The 17,491-nt window shown below is 69.9% G+C and carries 13 protein-coding genes and 2 pseudogenes; 8 read left to right on the forward strand and 7 right to left on the reverse strand.

What is annotated here, in order from left to right; all coding sequences use genetic code 11:
* Window positions 1-111: 111 nt before the first annotated feature.
* The 6 genes and pseudogenes from OHA58_RS37655 to OHA58_RS37680 all read right to left on the reverse strand — a co-directional run bounded on the left by OHA58_RS37655 (window position 112) and on the right by OHA58_RS37680 (window position 4,550).
* Complete coding sequence (locus tag OHA58_RS37655) at window positions 112-1,068, reverse strand: SDR family NAD(P)-dependent oxidoreductase (protein ID WP_405484303.1); 957 nt, start codon at window positions 1,066-1,068, stop codon at window positions 112-114.
* Between the two features lie 139 nt (window positions 1,069-1,207).
* Entirely contained in the window at window positions 1,208-2,026 is an 819-nt protein-coding gene (locus tag OHA58_RS37660) for an SDR family NAD(P)-dependent oxidoreductase (RefSeq protein ID WP_405484305.1), read from the reverse strand.
* 294 nt (window positions 2,027-2,320) lie between these two features.
* A pseudogene (locus tag OHA58_RS37665) lies at window positions 2,321-2,719 on the reverse strand (aldo/keto reductase); the annotation flags it as partial.
* Window positions 2,720-2,783: 64 nt separating this feature from the next.
* Window positions 2,784-3,161 (reverse strand): nuclear transport factor 2 family protein, encoded by a 378-nt coding sequence (locus tag OHA58_RS37670; protein ID WP_405484307.1) that lies wholly within the window; start codon window positions 3,159-3,161, stop codon window positions 2,784-2,786.
* A 33-nt stretch (window positions 3,162-3,194) separates the two neighbouring features.
* Window positions 3,195-3,515, reverse strand: coding sequence for a hypothetical protein (locus OHA58_RS37675; RefSeq protein ID WP_405484309.1), 321 nt, complete (start codon window positions 3,513-3,515; stop codon window positions 3,195-3,197).
* A 144-nt stretch (window positions 3,516-3,659) separates the two neighbouring features.
* The gene (locus tag OHA58_RS37680) at window positions 3,660-4,550 is read right to left on the reverse strand and encodes a MurR/RpiR family transcriptional regulator (protein WP_405484311.1); all 891 of its coding nucleotides are present in this window, start codon (window positions 4,548-4,550) and stop codon (window positions 3,660-3,662) included.
* Between the two features lie 137 nt (window positions 4,551-4,687).
* On the opposite strand from OHA58_RS37680, the gene OHA58_RS37685 reads away from it, so the two are divergent.
* From OHA58_RS37685 to OHA58_RS37710, 6 genes are read left to right on the forward strand one after another with little or no spacing between them, the layout of a single operon-like run.
* Window positions 4,688-5,872: a C45 family autoproteolytic acyltransferase/hydolase gene (locus OHA58_RS37685; RefSeq protein WP_405484313.1), complete on the forward strand. Its 1,185-nt coding sequence runs from the start codon at window positions 4,688-4,690 to the stop codon at window positions 5,870-5,872.
* Between the two features lie 13 nt (window positions 5,873-5,885).
* Window positions 5,886-7,550 (forward strand): ABC transporter substrate-binding protein, encoded by a 1,665-nt coding sequence (locus tag OHA58_RS37690; RefSeq protein ID WP_405484315.1) that lies wholly within the window; start codon window positions 5,886-5,888, stop codon window positions 7,548-7,550.
* 6 nt (window positions 7,551-7,556) lie between these two features.
* Window positions 7,557-8,504, forward strand: coding sequence for an ABC transporter permease (locus OHA58_RS37695; RefSeq protein ID WP_382639231.1), 948 nt, complete (start codon window positions 7,557-7,559; stop codon window positions 8,502-8,504).
* Window positions 8,501-9,358 carry an ABC transporter permease gene (locus OHA58_RS37700; RefSeq protein WP_405484317.1) on the forward strand — a complete coding sequence of 286 codons (858 nt, stop codon included), beginning with the start codon at window positions 8,501-8,503 and terminating at the stop codon, window positions 9,356-9,358. The genes OHA58_RS37695 and OHA58_RS37700 overlap by 4 nt, the downstream gene beginning before the upstream one ends.
* Before the next feature lie 2 nt (window positions 9,359-9,360).
* Window positions 9,361-10,344 carry an ABC transporter ATP-binding protein gene (locus OHA58_RS37705; RefSeq protein WP_405484319.1) on the forward strand — a complete coding sequence of 328 codons (984 nt, stop codon included), beginning with the start codon at window positions 9,361-9,363 and terminating at the stop codon, window positions 10,342-10,344.
* Window positions 10,341-11,168 carry an ABC transporter ATP-binding protein gene (locus OHA58_RS37710; protein ID WP_405484321.1) on the forward strand — a complete coding sequence of 276 codons (828 nt, stop codon included), beginning with the start codon at window positions 10,341-10,343 and terminating at the stop codon, window positions 11,166-11,168. Before OHA58_RS37705 ends, OHA58_RS37710 begins: the two co-directional genes overlap by 4 nt.
* Window positions 11,169-11,270: 102 nt before the next feature.
* On the opposite strand, the gene OHA58_RS37715 is transcribed toward OHA58_RS37710, so the two are convergent.
* Window positions 11,271-14,282, reverse strand: coding sequence for a family 16 glycoside hydrolase (locus tag OHA58_RS37715; RefSeq protein WP_405484323.1), 3,012 nt, complete (start codon window positions 14,280-14,282; stop codon window positions 11,271-11,273).
* A gap of 214 nt (window positions 14,283-14,496) precedes the next feature.
* Here OHA58_RS37715 and OHA58_RS37720 point away from each other — a divergent pair.
* A pseudogene (locus OHA58_RS37720) lies at window positions 14,497-14,586 on the forward strand (IS5/IS1182 family transposase); the annotation flags it as partial.
* Window positions 14,587-14,880: 294 nt separating this feature from the next.
* The gene (gene rph, locus OHA58_RS37725) at window positions 14,881-17,478 is read left to right on the forward strand and encodes a rifamycin-inactivating phosphotransferase (protein WP_405485383.1); all 2,598 of its coding nucleotides are present in this window, start codon (window positions 14,881-14,883) and stop codon (window positions 17,476-17,478) included.
* Window positions 17,479-17,491: the final 13 nt, after the last annotated feature.

Below are 17,491 nucleotides of genomic sequence, written 5' to 3' on the forward strand. Positions count from 1 at the left end.
CCCCTGCTCGGCGCCGGAGGCTGCTCGCCATGGGGCGCGGCGGCTGCCACAACTGACGGCGCAGCCGGGCCCGTTGCTCACGTTGCGGGGTCATGGCGGGCAGCGTGGCCGCTAGCGGACGAACGCCTCGGACACAGCCCACAGGCGAGCCGCGTTGTCCCGGTCGAGGGCGTACGGCGCGACGCCCGCGACGGCGCCGGCCCGCTCGTACACCGGCTCGGCCTCCGCGCAGTCCTCGAAGTAGCGGCCGGTGATGCCCTCCACCGCCGGAGAGGCGGCCACCAGGACCGAGGTCGCGGCGCCCTGCTCCACCGTCTTGCCCGGCGGAAGGGCGAGTTCGCCCGACGCGATGAAGTCGGCCACCTGCTGCATGTCCATGTGCCGGGCCAGGGACGTGTCGGCGATGTTGCCCGGCATCAGTGCGTTGGCGGTGATGCCGTCGTCGGCCCAGCGCTCGGCGGCACCGACGGCGAACAGTGCGTTGGCGGTCTTCGACTGCCCGTAGGAGGTCCACGGGTCGTAGGGGCGGAAGCGGTAGTCCAGGTCGTCGAAGACCATCGGTGAGAAGAGGTGGCCGATGGAACTCACCGAGACGACCCGGGCGCCGCCGGCCGCCGCCAGCGCCGGGTGGAGACCGACGGCGAGGGCGAAGTGCCCCAGGTGGTTGACGCCGAACTGCAGCTCGCGGCCGTCCGGTGTGCGGGCGATCTCCTGCGGGGCCATCACCCCGGCGTTGTTGACGAGGATGTGCAGCGGGCCGTCCCAGGCCGATACGAACTCCGTGACGGTCGAGCGGTCGGCGAGGTCAAGCCGTCCCACGGTCAGTTTCCCCGGGCCGGACGGCAGTTCGGCCTCCAAGCGCTCGATCACGCGGGCGCCCGCGTCGGTGTTGCGCACGGCCAGGGTGACGTCGGCACCCGCCGCGGCGAGCGCCCGGACCGTCTCCACGCCGATTCCGGAACTGGCTCCGGTCACGACGGCCCGGCGGCCGTGCAGGTCGACGCCGTCGAGGACCTCAGCGGCGGTAGTGGTGACCCCGAATGCACGGGGCGTCTGCGGTGCGGTCATGACGGGTCTCCTGCACGTGAGGGGACCGAGGGCCGTGGGTTGCGTGGACGGGGCCTCGGTTGTGCGTGTGGTGCGGGTCTGGATAACTGAACGGGGCTGGTTGGGCGTCGTACGTGACCGGGTGGGGCGGCGCGTCAAGTCAGCCCTGCGCGATCCGGGACACCTCGTGCCAGTCGGCCCAGGTCTGCAGGCGCTGGGCGTAAAGGGGCTCGAGGATCTCGATGGGCTCGGTGCCGAACAGCACCCGCAGCGGCGGGTTCTCCGCGTCGACGATGCGCAGCAATGCGGCCCCGGCGTCGGAAGGTTCGGCGTACCGGGCGTCACCGAAGCGGGCCCCGATGGCCTCGCGGACCTGGTCGTAGGCGGGGTTCGGGTCTGCGTGTACGCCGGAGGAGCCGGCCCAGTCGGTGCTGAAGCCGCCCGGCTCGACCACGGTGACCTTGATCCCGGCGCCGGCGACCTCCTGGGCGAGGGCTTCGCTGAAGCCCTCGAGCGCCCACTTGGAGGCGTGGTATCCGCCGAGCGAGGGGAACGCGGCGACGCCGCCGACGGACGAGATCTGCACGATGTGGCCACTGCCCTGGGCGCGCAGGATCGGCAGTACGGCCTGGGTGACCCAGAACGCGCCGAAGAGGTTCGTCTCCATCTGGTCGCGCAACTGCTGTTCGGTGAGCTCCTCGACCATGCCGAACAAGCCGTAGCCGGCGTTGTTGACGACCACGTCGAGGCGGCCGAACTTCTCGTGCGCGGCGGTTACCGCGGTGGCGACGGCCGCCTTGTCGGTGACGTCAAGGGGCAGGGGCAGAACCGCGTCGTCGCCGTACTTGGTGACGAGGTAGTCCAGTGCGGCCACGTTCCTGGCGGTCGCGGCGACCTTGTCCCCGCGCTCCAGCGCGGACTCGGCGAACGAGCGGCCGAGGCCGCGGGACGTGCCGGTGATGAACCAGACCTTGCTCATGGTGTCTCCTTCGGGATGGCCTTCCGGAACGGACCTCCGCGGCCGCTTTCACTGTAACGCCAAAACTTAGATGAGTCCAAAAATGAATCCGTCCATGATTTGGCGTTTCGGCCGGGAGCTGGTGGTGAGAGACACGGTGACCTGCTGTGGCATCCGGTCCGGCGTGCTGCGGCTCGGGCGGGAGAGCGCCGCGACGGTAGTGATCAGGTCGAAGCGACGGGTGCCGTCAATCGTGGCCGTCGTAGGCACCAGGTGCGTCAGCCTCGTGGAGCTCCCCCGCGACGGACGGTCAGCGCCGAGACCGTACTCCTCTGCCACGGGCGGCGCATGGGTCGCGGCCCCGCGTCGCAGGATCGAGTGGCCGGGCTGTTCGGTGACGCAGCGGCTGAGACGGTTCTCCTTGGCGGCCCACTGGGCCTGCGCGACGCGGTACACCGGGAAGGTCGAGGAGACGAAGTAGCCGATCCTTCCGGCGCGTTGGGGGTCGGTCAGGGCCGACAGGGTCTCCTCGTCGCCGGTGGTCGGGTCCCAGTGGTGGATCTGGTGGAGGTCGACGCGGTCGACACCGAGGCCGCGCAGGCTGTTGTCCAGTTCTGTGACCAGCCAGCCGCGCGAGCTGCCCTAGTGTTCGCGCTCGTCGCCCATCGGACGGCCCGCCTTGGTGGCGAGGCGCACGTCGTCGCGGCGGCCGGCGCACGACGTCACCTAGTTCCCCGTGATCAACACGCGGGTGGCCGTTGCATCTCCCCGGCCACGGTCATGTTGCCGTTGAAGCCTTCCTCGCGGCGTCGAACGGCGTCCGGTCGAAGATGATCCGCAGGTGGGTGATCGTGCCGTCCCGGACAGTCAGGCACTCGGCGGCCGGTGCGCTGGCGACCGGCTTGGTGCTGGTGTCGTACATCAGCAGCGCGGTCGTCTCGTCACCGAAGGAGGCGATCAGAGTCGAGCCCGTGAGGATCTGCACGAAGGGACCCATAAAGCTCCGGAACGCTTCGGCGCCCTCCAGGCGCCCGGCCGGTGCCTGGCAGACGATGTCCTCGGCGATGTAAGTCATGGCCTGCTCGAAGTCGCCTCCGGTCCAGGCCCGGTGGTAGGCGAGCGCGGTCTGGAGGGCCGGGCTGGGCGTCTGGGTCATCAGCGGCATTCCTTCCATGTCGGCCGGCGGTCGTCACCACGCGGCGAGGCCGGTCACGAACTCCCGTGCTTCCGCCGGATAGGCCAGGCGCAGCTCGGCATCGGCCGGGGTGAGGCGGACCCACTGCCGCATCGGCCGCCCCGCGCGGGGCGCGCACGGCCGACCGGTGCCGGCCTCGATCAGCTCGACGACCCGTGCGGCGGGCAGCTTGACCACGAGGTCGTTGCCGGTGGCGAAGGCGTAGAACGCGCCGGAGGTCTTGAGGCCGGGCGACTGCAGCATGCGGCCCCGCTCGTCACCGGGGTGCTCCTTGAGCAGCGTCCGGCTGGCGTCTTCGAAGGCGGCCGCGTCCATGCCTCTCCTGCCCGGCTGTTTCAGAGATCCGCCGGGCCGGACGAAGTGGTCCGCGGCGGACGTCCTCGTCCAAGCCTGCCCTGCGGGTCATGGCCCCGCCACCGGGCACCGCGTACCGGAGAGCACACCGGAGCCGGGGCCCCGTCAACCCCGCCGTTTCGGTCGCAGCAGTTGTTCCCGTAGTGCCGTGAGCTGGTGGGAGGAGTCCACCGCGCGGGACTCGTCGAGCGTGGCGAGTGCGAGGAGGAGCGCGTCGGCGACGAGGAGGCCGGTCAGTGACTCCGCCGTGATGCCGGTCGGGGTGTGCGGTGCCGTCAGGACCGCCTCGACCTGGTCCTCGTAGGCCTCGCCCAGTTCGTCCGTCACCAGCACGACCTTGGCGCCGACCGCGCGGGCTCGCTCCATCATCACGGTGAGTTCGACGAGCCGGCGGCCGGGCTGGAAGATGACCACCGCGTCGCCCTGTCCGAGGGCGAGGAGCTGGTCGGCGAGGGCGAAGCCGGTCTCGGAGACGAATCGGGCCCGGCGGCCGATGCGGCCGAGTGCGAGGGCCAGGTGGCGGGCGCCCGGTTCCGAGGCGGCGATTCCGTAGCAGAACACTTCGTGCGCTTCGGCGAGTGCGGTCACCGCGCGCTTGAGGGCGTCCGGTTCGGTGAGGCGCCGGGTGTGGTCGATGCGCTCGCGGGCCTCGTCGAAGACGTCGGTCCAGATGGAGGCGAGGTCCCGGCCCACGTGCGCGATGCGCTGCTTGAGGCGCACCTCGGGGGCGACGGCGGAGGTGAAGTCGTTGGCCAGTTCGCGCTTGAGGGCGGGCAGACCCGCGTAGCCGAGGCGCTGGAGTGCCCGGACGACGGTGGCGTTACTGGTGGAGCTCGCCGTGCCCAGCTCCTGGGCGCTGGCGAAGAGCAGTTGCTCGACGGGCGCGCTGGTCAGGTACTGCGCCACGGCCCGCTCGGAAGTAGACAGTTCCTCCCATTGGTCGCGAATCGCCGCCCGCAGCCGCGTCGCGCCGGTCCCATCCTCTGAAATTTCCATTACAACCATTGACTTCCATGTGACCGGCGTTACTGTCCTGGGCAGAACGTTCCAAGTGGAGCTCTTTCTGAAATTGACGTTACAGGATCCTCGAGTCCTCCGCCGTCGTTCGGGAGTGCTCCGTCGCGAGGAGAAGAATGACACCCCGTCCCACGGAAACCGCCCCCACCCGGGTCCTTCCGGTCATCGAGATCTCGGGCAGCCCGCTCGACCGGGGCCGGCAGTACGGCGAGGCCGTGCGGCCCCAACTGCACGCCGCCCTCGGCTACTACGAGGAGGCGTTCGGCCAGTCCGCCGGACTGACCTGGGACCGCGTCACCGCCCGCGCAGCCCGCTGGCTGGAACCCGTACGCGACTACGCACCCCACCTCGTCGACGAGATGCGGGGCATCGCGGACGGCGCGGGAGTCGACCTGCTCGACGTCCTCGCCCTGAACGCACGGGGCGAGGTCATCTACGACAAGTCCTTCGCGCAGATGGAGGCCGACGGCAGGACACCCGAGGAGGAGCCCGCCGAGGGCTGCACCTCCTTCGCCGCCTACGGCGAGGCCAGCGGTGACGGGCACGTCTACGCCGGGCAGAACTGGGACTGGCGCGCCGGCGTCGCGGACACCGTCGTCATGATCCGGATCGTCCAGCCCCCCAGGCCGACCCTGATCATGCAGGTCGAGGCCGGTCAGATCGGCCGTCAGGGCGCCAACTCCGCCGGGATCGCCTTCAACGCCAACGGCCTCGGCGGCCGCTTCGACGACGCGATCGGGCTACCCCAGACCGTCGTGCGCCGCAGCGTCCTCGACCAGAGCAACATCACCGACGCCCTCGACGTGCTCTGCCGCACCCGCGCCCACATCGCCAGCAACGCCCTGCTGACCTGCCGCGAGGGCTTCGCCATCGACCTGGAGACCACCCCGGCCGGACACGGCTGGATGTACCCGACCGACGGCCTGCTGGTGCACGGCAACCACTACCAGGCAGGCGTCCCCGCCCAGTTGGCCGCCGCCGGCTACCGCCCCATGTCGTCCGACTCCCTGGTGCGGGTGCCGCGCGCCGAACAGGGACTCAGGGCGCTGCGCGGCTCCACCGGCCCCGACGAGTCCCGCAAGATCATCCGCCATGCCATGTCGGACCACCTCGGCCACCCCGAGTCCCTGTGCACCCACCCGGACCCCCGCCAGCCGGCCCTCAAGCACTGGACGACGCTCGTCTCCTCCCTGGCCGACCTGACCACCGGCGACTACCACGTGACCGCCGGAACCCCCTGCGACCGCGAGTACCAGCACCTCCCCTGGAACCTCTACGACGGCCCGTACGGCCAGAACTGACAGGAAATCAGCGATGACCCACACCAGTTCCAGAAGAAGGACGGCCGTGGCCGCAGGCCTCGTCGTCGCGACGATCGCCGCGGCCGCGGCCGCGGGCTGTAGCGGAGCCACCCGTAACACCGCGGGCGGCTCCGCGACCGCCGATGCCGCCAAGCTCACCCTCACCCCCACGACGACCGCCGCCAAGGGTGAACTGGCCAACGCCGACTGGCTCCTGGAGGACGAGCCGGACTCGCTCGACCTGGACACCCAGGGCTCCAGCGCGGGCCGCGTCGTCCTCACCAACGTCTGCGAACGCCTCTACCAACTGCAGCCCGACATGTCGACGAAGCCCCTCCTCGCCCAGAAGGCCGAGACCCCCGACGACAAGACCCTCGTCCTCACCCTGCGCTCCGGCGTCACCTTCCACGACGGCACCCCGATGACCGCCGACGACGTGCTGTGGAGCCTGAAGCGGCACGCCGACCCCGACATGGAGCAGGGCGACGAGTTCGGCAACATCGCCGCGATGAAGAAGACCGGCGCCCGGCAGATCACCATCACCTTCAAGGCGCCGGACGCCATGTTCTTCAAGGCACTCGCGGGCGACGCGGGCATCGTGTGGAACAAGGAGCAGGTCGAGAAGGCCGGCAAGGACTTCGGCACACCCGGACAGCCCGACGCGTGCACCGGGCCGTACGAGCTGAGCAGTTGGAAGTCCGGTGACTCCCTCACCATCCGCCGCTACGACTCCTACTGGGGCAGGAAGCCGCTGACGAAGCAGGTCACCTTCCGGTGGGCCGCCGACAGCGCCCTCGTCAACGCCCTGACGACCGGCGCGGCCGACGGCGCGTACGCCGAATCGCCCAACACCGCCGCTGCCCTCCAGGGCAAGAAGGGCATCGAGCAGCACTACGGCCCCTCCACCGCGTCGCTCGTCCTCATCCCGACCGAGCGCGGCGGACTGAAGGACGCCAAGGTCCGCCGGGCGCTGTCCCTCGCGCTCGACCGCAAGGGCATCGCCGCGTCAGGCTACGGCGGCATGGTCCAGCCGTGGGGCACCCCGGTCGGCTCAGGCGCCTGGGGCTACGAGAAGCCCGTCTTCGAAGCCGCCCAGAAGGCCGTCGACTACGCCCCCGCCAGCCCCTCGGCCGACGATCTCGCCACCGCCAAGCAGCTGGTGAAGGAGTCCGGGGCCGACGCCGCGACCCCGATCGTGATCGGTACGGACGCCAGCCAGGGCCGCACCGTCATCGCCAACGCCGTGCGCGCCGCCCTCCAGCGGATCGGCCTCAAGGGGCAGATCAAGACGGTCGCGACCTCGCAGTTCGAGCAGTTCTACAGCGACCCGCAGGCCCGCGCCGACATCGACGTCCTGGCCGGCGACTGGTACATCTCCAAGGCCGACCCGATGGGCTTCTACGACAACGCCCTGTCCGACTCCTCCAACAACTGGGTCGGCTTCAAGGACGCGGCGTACGACACCGAGGTGAAGAAGGCACTCGCCACCCTCGACGACGCCGAGCGGGCCGAGCTCACGGTCGACATCCAGAAGAAGTTCACCGACGCCGCCGTGTGGATCTCCGTCGCCCAGGTCCCCTCCGTCCTCGTCCTCAACGCGAAGCTCACCGGACCGCCCGCCTCCTTGGCGTACCTCTACTACCCGTGGGCCGCCGAACTCGGCGCGAAGAAGGGCTGACCACCGATGCCTGCCCGGATCTCCCGGCGCCTCGCCGGACTGCTCGCCACCCTCGTCGCCGCCTCCTTCGTCATCTTCGCCGCCGTGTACGCGGCACCCGGCGACCCCGCCGTCTTCCTGGCCGGCGGCCGCGACAAACTCACCCCCGAAAAGCTCGACCTGGTGCGCGCGCAGTACCACCTCGACGAGCCGCTCGTCGTGCAGTACGGGCGCTGGCTCGGCGACTGTCTCCACTTCGACCTCGGCCGCTCCTTCAAGTACGGCGACCAGGTCGCCGACCTGGTCGCCGCCCGCTTCCCGACGACACTCGCCCTCGTCGCCTACGCGACCGTGCTCTTCGTCGTCCTCGGCGTCGGCGCGGGAATCCTCGCCGCCGTGCGCCGCGGCACCTGGATCGACTCGGCGGTCGTCGGCGGCACGACACTCGCCGCGTCGGTGCCCTCGTTCGTCTCGGCCATCGCCCTGGTCGCCCTGTTCGGCGTGCAGCTGGGCTGGTTCCCGGTGTCCGGCAGCGGCGAGGGCTTCGCCGGCGGCCTGCACCATCTGACCCTGCCCGCCCTCTCGCTCGCGCTGGGCGCGCTCGCCCTGATCAGCCGCGTCACCCGGCAGTCGATGGTCGACGCGGGTGCCGCCGACCACGTGGAGGCCGCCCGCGCCTCCGGCATCCCCGAACGCGAGATCGTGCTCCGGCACATCCTGCGCAACGCGCTCGGCCCGATCGTCACCATGTGCGGCCTCGTCATGGCGGGCATGCTCGCCGGCACGGTCGTGGTCGAGACCGCGTTCGGGATCAGCGGCGTCGGATCACTGCTCGTCGGCGCGATCAACACTCACGACTTCCCGGTCGCACAGGCCGTACTCCTCCTCATGGTCACCGGCTACATCGTGGTCACCACCCTCGTCGACCTGGTCCACCCGCTGCTCGACCCGCGGGTGAAGGAGGCCGCCGCATGAGCGCCCAGACCCTCGCACCCATCGGCCTGAGCCTGAAACCCGTAAAGGAACGGCGCCCCTTCGGCGTCGTCGTCGCGGGCGGCGTGATGACTCTCGTCGTACTCGCCGCAGTCCTCGCACCCCTGCTCGCCCCGTATGCCCCCGACACGATCGACCTCTCGGCGTCCCTCGTCGGCACGAGCGGCGACCACCTCCTCGGGACCGATTCCTCCGGGCAGGACCTGCTCTCCCGAGCCCTGTACGGAGCCCGCACCAGCCTCATCGCCCCGATCCTGCTGCTGGCCATCGCCGCAATTCTCGGCGTCACCCTCGGCACGCTCGCCGCCTGGCGCGGCGGCTGGGTGGACACCCTCGTCTCCCGCCTCACCGACGTCATGTACGCGTTCCCCGGGCTCCTGTTCACCGTCCTGATCATCGCTGTCTTCGGCTCCGGCATGACGACGTCCGTGCTGGCGCTCGGACTCGCATACACCCCGACCGTCGCCAAGTACACCCGCTCAGTGGCGCTCGCCGAGCGCCGCAAGCCGTACATCGACGCCTACCGGGTCCTGGGCATGGGCGGCGCACGGATCTGCGCCCGCTTCCTCGTCCCCAACCTCGGCCGGTCCGTCGTCGGCTATCTCGTGGTCCTCTTCGGCGAGGCCCTGATGTCCCTGGCCACGCTCTCCTACCTGGGCTTCGGCGCCCAGCCGCCCAGCTCCGACTGGGGACTGATGGTCCAGGAAGGGCAGGCCGCCGTCGTCCAGGGCGCGCTCCTGCCCGCACTGGTCCCGGGCTTCGCCATCGCCCTCGTCGTGGTGTCCTTCAACGTCGTCGGGGTCTGGGCCGCCGACCGACTCGGCAGCAGGAAGTAGCCATGCTCCTCGACATCGACAACCTCACCCTCCAACTGCCCGGCACCGCCCGGCCCGTCCTCACCGGCGTCTCCCTCCAGGTGGCGAGCGGCGAAGTGGTCGGCCTGGTGGGCGAGTCCGGCTCGGGCAAGTCCACCACCGCCAAGGCGGCGCTGCGCACGCTGCCCGACGGAACAGCCATATCCGGATCCGTACGCGTCGACGGCACGGACGTCCTCGCCCTGACCGGCGACGACCTGCGCCGGCACCGGTCCCGTACGGTCGCCATGGTCCACCAGGACCCGCGCTCCGCCCTCAACCCGGTCCGCCGCGTCGGCGACTTCCTCGTCGAACGGCTGACGGGCACCGGCCTCGACAAGAAGACGGCCCGCACCCGCGCCGTCGAACTCCTCGACACCGTCGGCCTCTCCGACCCCGAACGCCGGGCCCGCCAGCGCCCGCACGAACTGTCCGGAGGCATGCTCCAGCGCGTCGTCATCGCCGGCGCCCTCGCCGCCGACCCCAGGCTGCTGCTCGCCGACGAGGCGACCAGCGCCCTGGACGTCACCACCCAGGCGGAGATCCTCTCGCTCCTGCGCACCCTGCGCGCCGACCGAAGCCTGGGCCTCCTGTTCATCACGCACGACCTCCACCTCGCAGCCGCGTACTGCGACCGCGTCTACGTCATGTACGCGGGCCGTGTTGTCGAGCACCAGCCCGCCACCCAGCTCTTCGACCGGCCACGCCACCCCTATACGAGGGGACTGCTCGCCTGCTCGCCGACGCTGGGGGAGGGGCGGCGCGACCTGCGCCCGATCCCCGGGCGCCCACCGTCCCTCGCGGACACGTTCGGCGGCTGCGAGTTCGCGGACCGCTGCGCCGACGCGGAACCGGCGTGCTCGACCTGGTCGCCCGAGCCGTCGCCCCTGTCCGGCGGGGGCAGCGCCACCTGCCGCCGCCTGCCCGAACTCACCGGCCCGGACCCTCTGAAGGGGAGCCTCCGATGACCACTGAAGTACCGCAGGACGCCCCGCTGTTGGCGGTGGAAGGACTGCACAAGACGTACGCCCTGCCCGGCGGAGTGCGTCTCACCGCGGCCGACAGCGTCACCTTCACCGTCCCGGCGGGCGGCTCACTCGGCATCGTCGGCGAATCCGGATCCGGCAAGACGACCGTCGCCCGCATGCTCGTGGGCCTCGTACGGCCCGACGCCGGCACCGTCTCCGTGGCGGGGCGGACCCGCACACCACGCACCCCTCGCGGGAGCCGGGCGCGCCTCGCGCGGGCCCGCGAGATCCAGATGGTCTTCCAGGACCCGTATGTGTCCCTGGACCCCCGGCTCACGTCCCGCCAGTGCCTGACCACGGCCCTGCGCCTGCACGGCCGGGACGAGTCCCTCGCCGACGGACTCCTCGAGCAAGTAGGCCTCGGCGCACGTGAGTCGGGGGCCCGGCCGCACGGCCTGTCCGGCGGCCAGCGCCAGCGACTCGCCATCGCACGGGCACTGGCTGTCGACCCCAAGGTGCTGGTCCTCGACGAGGCGGTGGCCGCGCTCGACGTGTCGATCCAGGCACAGATCCTGCACCTGCTCCAAGAGATCCGCCGCGACACCGGGGTCGCCCTCGTCTTCGTCAGCCACGACCTGGCGGTCGTCCAGCACATCACGGACGAGGTCGTGGTCATGCGCCGAGGCACCGTGGTCGAACAGGGCCCGACTGCCGATGTCCTGGCCGCCCCGCAGGACCCGTACACGCGGCTCCTGCTCGCCTCGGTGCCGCGCGCAGGCTGGGATCCGACGGACGCGGTGAGGGCGCGGGCGGCCACGGTGTGAACGTCCTGATCGGCTGAGCCCGTTGAGCGCGCCGGTGGGCGGCACCCTGCCGACGGCCCGGTGACCGAACCGTCGGCAGGGTGCCATGCGGAAGCAACCTCGTCAGGACAGCGGCTCCACCCACACATCCCGGAATCGCACCTTGTTCCCGTGGTCCTGGAGCCGGATGGCCCCCGCCGCCGCGGACTCCGGGTCGCCCGCGCCCGTCGGGCCGTCGACCGCCACGTTGTCGTGGACCTTCTTGCCGTTCCACACCACAGTGACCCTGGCGTCGGACGTCTTCTTGCCGTCCGCGTCGAAGCGGGCCGCGCGGAACGTGATGTCGTACGTCTGCCAAGTCTCCGGCGCAGTAGACGCGTTGAGGTCGGCGGCCTTCTTCTGGTAGATCGCCCCCGCCTCGTTGTTCGCGAGCTTCTCCACGCCGAACGAGTCGAGGATCTGCACCTCGTACCGCTCCTGGAGATAGACCCCGCTGTTGCCCCGGTTCTGTCCGGTCACGTCGTCCGGCAGCTTGGGCACCCGGAATTCGACGTGCAGCTTGAAGTCCTGGAAGTGCTGCTTCGTGCGCAGGTCGCCGCAGCAGACCTCCATGGACTTCTCGGCGGTGTGCGGCCATTCCGCGCTGCGGCCGTCGGAGTGCTGCCAGGCGGTGGAGATGCTCCCGCCGGAGAACAGGTCGATCCGGGCGCCGGGCCGGCGCACGTCGAGCGCGTCAAGATTCACATGACCGGTGTCACCGGCCCCGACGGCGTACGTGATCGTGTTGCGGCCCTTGCGCAGTTCGAGCCGCTCGGTCTTGGTGGACCAGCGGTTCCACTCGCCCGTGGACGGCAGGCTCGTCTGCTTCGGTTCACCGCCGTTGACACTGACGCCGATCGTCTTGGTGCCCGGTGCGGGGTGCGGGCCGTTCGCGTAGCGCAGGCCGACGTCGTACATGCCCTTCTTGTCGACCACGACGTCGAAGCTCGCCTTCGCCCCCTGCTCACCGAAGCCGTCGACGAAGCCCCCGCCGGTGTAGCCGGCGTGCTCGGTGTCGATGCCGGCACTGCCGGAGAGCTTCGCGGACTCGGCGTCGTAGGTGGTGACCGGCTCCTTGGGGCCAGGCTTGGCGTTGAGCGTGTACCAAGCCTCGGTTGACCACAGCTGTTCGCCCTCGGACGACGAGAACGGGCGGGGCGAGCGCACGTGCACCACGCGGTCCGGCTTCAGGCCCGGGATGGTGAGCCGGACCTTGCGGCGGTCGTCGGAGAGCTTCGCCGACGCGACCGGCAGCGACTCCTCGTCGACCTTCGGTCCGCCGTACGCGGGTGTCGGCACATAGCGCCACTGCTCGACGGAGTACGCGCCCTTGGTCAGCTTGGTCGCTGTCTCCCCGGACAGGGGCTTGGTGTAGGTGAGTTCGAAGCCGTCGCGGGTGGCGCGCATCGTCTTGATGTCGAAGGCGGTCTTCCCGGTCGGCGTCAGCTTCTGCAGTCCGAAGCGGAGCTTGCCCTCCTGGCCCCAGTTGCCGTCGGCGCCCAGCCCGCCGGTGTAGATCGCGCCGTCGGGCCCGGTGCTGATCCGGGTGATGCCGGACTCGAGGCCCTGCGTGTGCCGGAACACCGCTCCCTGGTACTGGCCGGCGACCTTCTCCAGGTCGGCCCGCTGGAGCCCGCCGTAGGTGACGTCACCGAAGACCATCTGCCCGGCGAACGGCCCCTTTTTCAACTGCATCGGTGTACTGGGTGAGTTGGCGATCTCGTTCTGCGGCAGCCAGAGCGCCGGCTTGGTGACGGCCTGGTCGTCGAAGGGACCGTCCGGGTTCATGTAGTGGTTGAAGAACCGGCCCTGCTTGATGTGCACCAGCTTGGACGCGGGCAGCCAGCCGCCCTGGTTGTCCGCAACGAACAGGTCGTCGCCCGGGCCGCGCCCGATCCCGTTCGGGGTGCGCAGACCGCCGGCGAGGTAACTGACCTTGCCCGTCGCCTTGTTGACCTTGATGGCCGTACCGCGGTTCGGCGCGGGTTGCGGGTCGGTGCTCGCTCCGCCGTAGTTGATCGCGACCGAAAGATTCAGATAGAAGTCGCCCTTGTCGTAGAGCAGCCCGAAGGCGAACTCGTGGAAGTTCCCGCCGTACGGCCACTCGGCGATCTTCCGCTTCTCGTCGACGACGTCGTCGCCGTCGGTGTCGTTGAGCTCGGTCAGCTGATGCTTCTCGGAGACATACAGCTTCCCGTCCACGTACTTGATCCCCATCGGCTCCTTGAGCCCGTCGGCGATCTTCTTGTACGTGACCTTGTCCGGCCCGGTGTCGCCGGTGACGTGGTCGAGGAGGTACACCTCGCCTTTCGTCTCGGTGCTGCCGCCCCAGGTGGTGATCGCAAGGCGGTCGTCGGGCAGCCAGTCCATCGCGGAGACCTGCGGCTCGAAGCCCTTGGGCCGCAGATCGGTCAGCTTGTAACCCGGGTTGACCTCGGTCAGCGGCAGCCCGTCACCGGGGGTGTCGTACGTCCCCTCGCACTCCTTGCGGCCCGGCGCCGTCACTCGTACGACACCGGCGTCCGTGCTCAGCACGGAGTTCGGCACGGTGGTGAACTCACTTGCTCCCGGCGGCTTCCACTGCAGGGTGACCTGCTGGCCGCCGCCCGCGTCGAAGTGGTCGATGCGCAGCGACTGATAGCCGGCGTTCAGCGTGATCTCGCCGTCCTTGGGCTCGGCTCCGTGCAGCCCGTCGTGATCGATGACCTGCTGTTCGCCGAGGAAGAGCCGCGAACCGTCGTCACTGATCAGCCGGAAGCCGTACGAGCCGGCTTCCGGCACGTTCAGATTGCCGATGATCTGCGAGACGAAGTTGTCGTTGAATCCGAAGCCCTCCGTAGAGGTCCAGTCAGCGGTGGGGATCAGCTTGTCGACGTTCGGAGTCTGCGCGGGCTTGAGATCGCACAGCTTGCTCAGCGGTGACTGGATGTCGAAGACGCGCAGGGTCACCCCCGGTTCCTGCGGGGGCAGATCCGCGAACGGCCGCGGCTCGTCATCGGCCGCGGCCGGCGTCGGGGCGACCAGGCCGGCACCGAGGAGAGCGGTGAGCAGCAGCCCGGTGGCTCTTCGGGCGCCGCGACGTCTGGGGCGGGACATGTGCACGGGGCGTGGCGTCACTCTTCCTCCTGCGTGGTTCCGCTGTGGGTAACGCAGACTTCTGTGGCCGAGCGACGCTCAGCGTAGGGATGGGGTCGCGGAGCGTCCACACTTTGTCCACAGAAAAGAAGAACCGAAGGGGAGTTGGCCGTACTACGGGAGCGGCAGCTGGAGGGTGCGGCTGAGCCGTGGGCACAGGTGCGATGATCTTGGCGTGGCTGGTGTGATCACGGCGTCGGAGCCTGCCTGGGCAGCCCCGTTCACCGGGCTCAGCCCGCGCCGGTTCAGCAAGCTGGTGACCGTACCGCAACGCGAGAGGCTTCTCATTTCCATTGGGCGGCAAAGGCGCAGGCAATGGCAAAGGCAAGGAGAGTTCTCTCCTTGCCACTCTCAACTTATAGCGCGTTGGGGGGCTTGCCGCAAGACCCGGGTCATGGCGCAGAATCGTCGGCCGACGCCACAACCTGCGGAGATGGGGCACGACGTCGCAACCAGGGATGAGGACGTGCTCGACAAGAGGTTCGACAGAGTGGGAGGTGCCGGTGTTTCGACCGGCCACCGCAGTGCAACGCAGCACGGCTGCCTCGGAGGTAACGCAGTGATTGAGCAGTACGTGTTGGACCTTCAAGACGTTGACGGGACGCAGGTCGCGGTCGTCGGCGGCAAGGGCGCGCACCTGGGCGGACTGTCGCGGATCGAAGGCATCCGCGTGCCGGGTGGCTTCTGCGTGACGACGGACGCTTTCCGGCGGATCATGGCGGAAGCACCGTCGATCGACGATCAGCTCGACCAGTTGTCGCGCCTGAACCCGGACGACCGGGAGGCGATCCGCACGCTCAGCGCGCAGATTCGCCGGACCGTCGAAGGGATCGCCATCCCGGGCGATCTCGCGGCGGCGATCACCCGCGCGCTCGCCCAGCTCGGCGAGCAGGCCGCCTACGCCGTCCGATCCAGCGCGACGGCCGAGGACCTGCCGACGGCCTCCTTCGCCGGCCAGCAGGACACGTACCTGAACGTCGTGGGGCCGACGGCGATCCTCCAGCACGTCAGCCGGTGCTGGGCCTCGCTGTTCACCGAGCGGGCCGTGACCTACCGCCAGCGGAACGGCATCGACCACCGTACGGTCCACATGGCCGTGGTCGTGCAGCAGATGGTCTTCCCGCATGCGTCCGGCATCCTGTTCACGGCCGACCCCGTCACGGGCAACCGGAAGGTCGCCACCGTGGACGCCGGCTTCGGCCTCGGCGAGGCCCTGGTCTCCGGCCTGGTGAACCCGGACGTCTTCAAGGTGCGGGACGGCGAAGTCGTCGACAAGGCGATCGCCGCCAAACAGCGTGCCGTTCACGCCCTGCCGAGCGGCGGGACGCAGGAAGTGGCGATCGGCTCGCAGCGGCAGGAGCAGCCGGCGCTGACGGATGCGCAGGCCGTGCGGCTCGTGCAGCTCGCGCGGCGGATCGAAGCGCACTTCGGCCGCCCGCAGGACATCGAATGGTGCCTGGTCGACGACGGCTTCCAGATCGTGCAGAGCCGGCCGATCACGACGCTGTTCCCCATCCCCGAGACCGACGACCAGGAGAACCACGTCTACGTCTCCGTCGGTCATGGGCAGATGATGACCGACCCCATGAAGCCCCTGGGGTTCTCCATGTGGCAGCTGACGGCCATGGTGCCGATGCGCGAGGCCGGCGGGAGGCTGTTCGTCGACGTCACCCGGCGCCTGGCCTCGCCCGCGAGCCGCGCCGGCCTCCTGGAGGCCATGGGTAAGGGCGATCCGCTGATCAGGCACGCTCTGGAGACCGTCCTCGACCGCGATGGTTTCGTCCCGTCGCTCCCGGACGCGGGCCCCGGCGGGCCGCCGGCCGGCGGGGCTTCCGCCCCGATCGACACCGATCCGGCCGTCGTCAGCGAGCTCATCGAGCGCAGCCGGGTGTCCATCGCCGCTCTGGAGCGCGACATCCGGACGAAGACCGGACCGGCACTGTTCGACTTCCTGCTGGAGGCCTTCGAGGAGCACAAGCGGGTGCTCAGTGATCCGCTGAGCATGCAGGCGATCATGGCGGGGATGGAGGCCACGTGGTGGCTCAACGACACGCTGCAGGAGTGGCTCGGCGAGAAGAACGTGGCTGACACGCTGACGCTGTCCGCCCCCGACAACATCACGTCGGAGATGGGACTGGCACTGCTCGACGTTGCGGACGTGATCCGCCCGCAGTCCGAGGTGGTGGCGTTCCTGCAGGGCGTCGGCGGCGATGACTTCCTGGACGAGCTGGCGAAGCTCGCGGGCGGGACCGAAGCGCGCGACGCGATCGAGGCCTACCTCGACCGGTACGGCATGCGCTGCGTCGGCGAGATCGACATCACGAGGCCACGTTGGCGCGAGCGCCCCAGCACGCTGGTGCCTGTGATCCTCGACAACGTCAGGAACTTCGAGCCGGGCGCCGCCGAGCGGCGCTTCGAGCAAGGGCGGCAGAAGGCCCAGAAGAAGGAACAGGACGTCCTGTCACGCTTGCGGGCCCTGCCGGACGGGGACCGGAAAGCCGACGAGGTCAAGGGGATGATCGACCGGGTCAGAACCTTCATCGGGTACCGGGAGTACCCCAAGTACGGCATCATCAGCCGCTACTTCGTCTACAAGCAGGCCCTGCTGGCGGAGGCCGAGCGTCTGGTGCAGGCCGACGTGCTTCCTGAGAAGGAGGACGTCTTCTACCTCACCTTCCAGGAACTCCACGATGTCGTGCGCTCGCACCAGGTGGACGACCAGCTCATCCAGCAGCGCAAGGAGGCGTTCCGGTCGTACCACGCGCTCACACCGCCCCGGGTGCTCACCTCGGATGGCGAGGCCCTCACCGGGGCGTACCGGCGTGACGACGCGCCGGCCGGCGCCCTGATCGGCGTACCGGTTTCCGCGGGGACCATCGAGGGGCGGGCCCGCGTCATCCTCGACATGGCGGAGGCCGATCTCGAAGCGGGCGACATCCTGGTCACGGCCTTCACGGACCCCAGCTGGTCGCCGCTGTTCGTCGGGATCGCGGGCCTGGTGACGGAGGTGGGCGGCCTGATGACCCACGGCGCAGTGATCGCCCGGGAGTACGGCTTGCCGGCCGTCGTGGGCGTGGAGCAGGCCACCCGGCTGATCCGGGACGGGCAGCGGATCCGCGTGCACGGAACCGACGGGTACGTCGAGATCCTGTCTTAACGGGCGATCACCC

Source organism: Streptomyces sp. NBC_00009, assembly GCF_045040855.1.
Taxonomy (GTDB): Bacteria; Actinomycetota; Actinomycetes; order Streptomycetales; family Streptomycetaceae; genus Streptomyces; species Streptomyces aureus.

Excerpts from the sequence above, each read along its gene's own strand:
- OHA58_RS37685 (WP_405484313.1), top strand. The coding sequence starts at position 4,688 with ATGACACCCCGTCCCACGGAAACCGCCCCCACCCGGGTCCTTCCGGTC.
- OHA58_RS37695 (WP_382639231.1), top strand. The coding sequence starts at position 7,557 with ATGCCTGCCCGGATCTCCCGGCGCCTCGCCGGACTGCTCGCCACCCTC.
- OHA58_RS37705 (WP_405484319.1), top strand. The coding sequence starts at position 9,361 with ATGCTCCTCGACATCGACAACCTCACCCTCCAACTGCCCGGCACCGCC.
- OHA58_RS37660 (WP_405484305.1), bottom strand. The coding sequence starts at position 2,026 with ATGAGCAAGGTCTGGTTCATCACCGGCACGTCCCGCGGCCTCGGCCGC.
- OHA58_RS37700 (WP_405484317.1), top strand. The coding sequence starts at position 8,501 with ATGAGCGCCCAGACCCTCGCACCCATCGGCCTGAGCCTGAAACCCGTA.
- OHA58_RS37655 (WP_405484303.1), bottom strand. The coding sequence starts at position 1,068 with ATGACCGCACCGCAGACGCCCCGTGCATTCGGGGTCACCACTACCGCC.
- OHA58_RS37710 (WP_405484321.1), top strand. The coding sequence starts at position 10,341 with ATGACCACTGAAGTACCGCAGGACGCCCCGCTGTTGGCGGTGGAAGGA.
- OHA58_RS37715 (WP_405484323.1), bottom strand. The coding sequence starts at position 14,282 with ATGTCCCGCCCCAGACGTCGCGGCGCCCGAAGAGCCACCGGGCTGCTG.
- OHA58_RS37670 (WP_405484307.1), bottom strand. The coding sequence starts at position 3,161 with ATGACCCAGACGCCCAGCCCGGCCCTCCAGACCGCGCTCGCCTACCAC.
- OHA58_RS37675 (WP_405484309.1), bottom strand. The coding sequence starts at position 3,515 with ATGGACGCGGCCGCCTTCGAAGACGCCAGCCGGACGCTGCTCAAGGAG.
- OHA58_RS37690 (WP_405484315.1), top strand. The coding sequence starts at position 5,886 with ATGACCCACACCAGTTCCAGAAGAAGGACGGCCGTGGCCGCAGGCCTC.
- OHA58_RS37680 (WP_405484311.1), bottom strand. The coding sequence starts at position 4,550 with ATGGAAATTTCAGAGGATGGGACCGGCGCGACGCGGCTGCGGGCGGCG.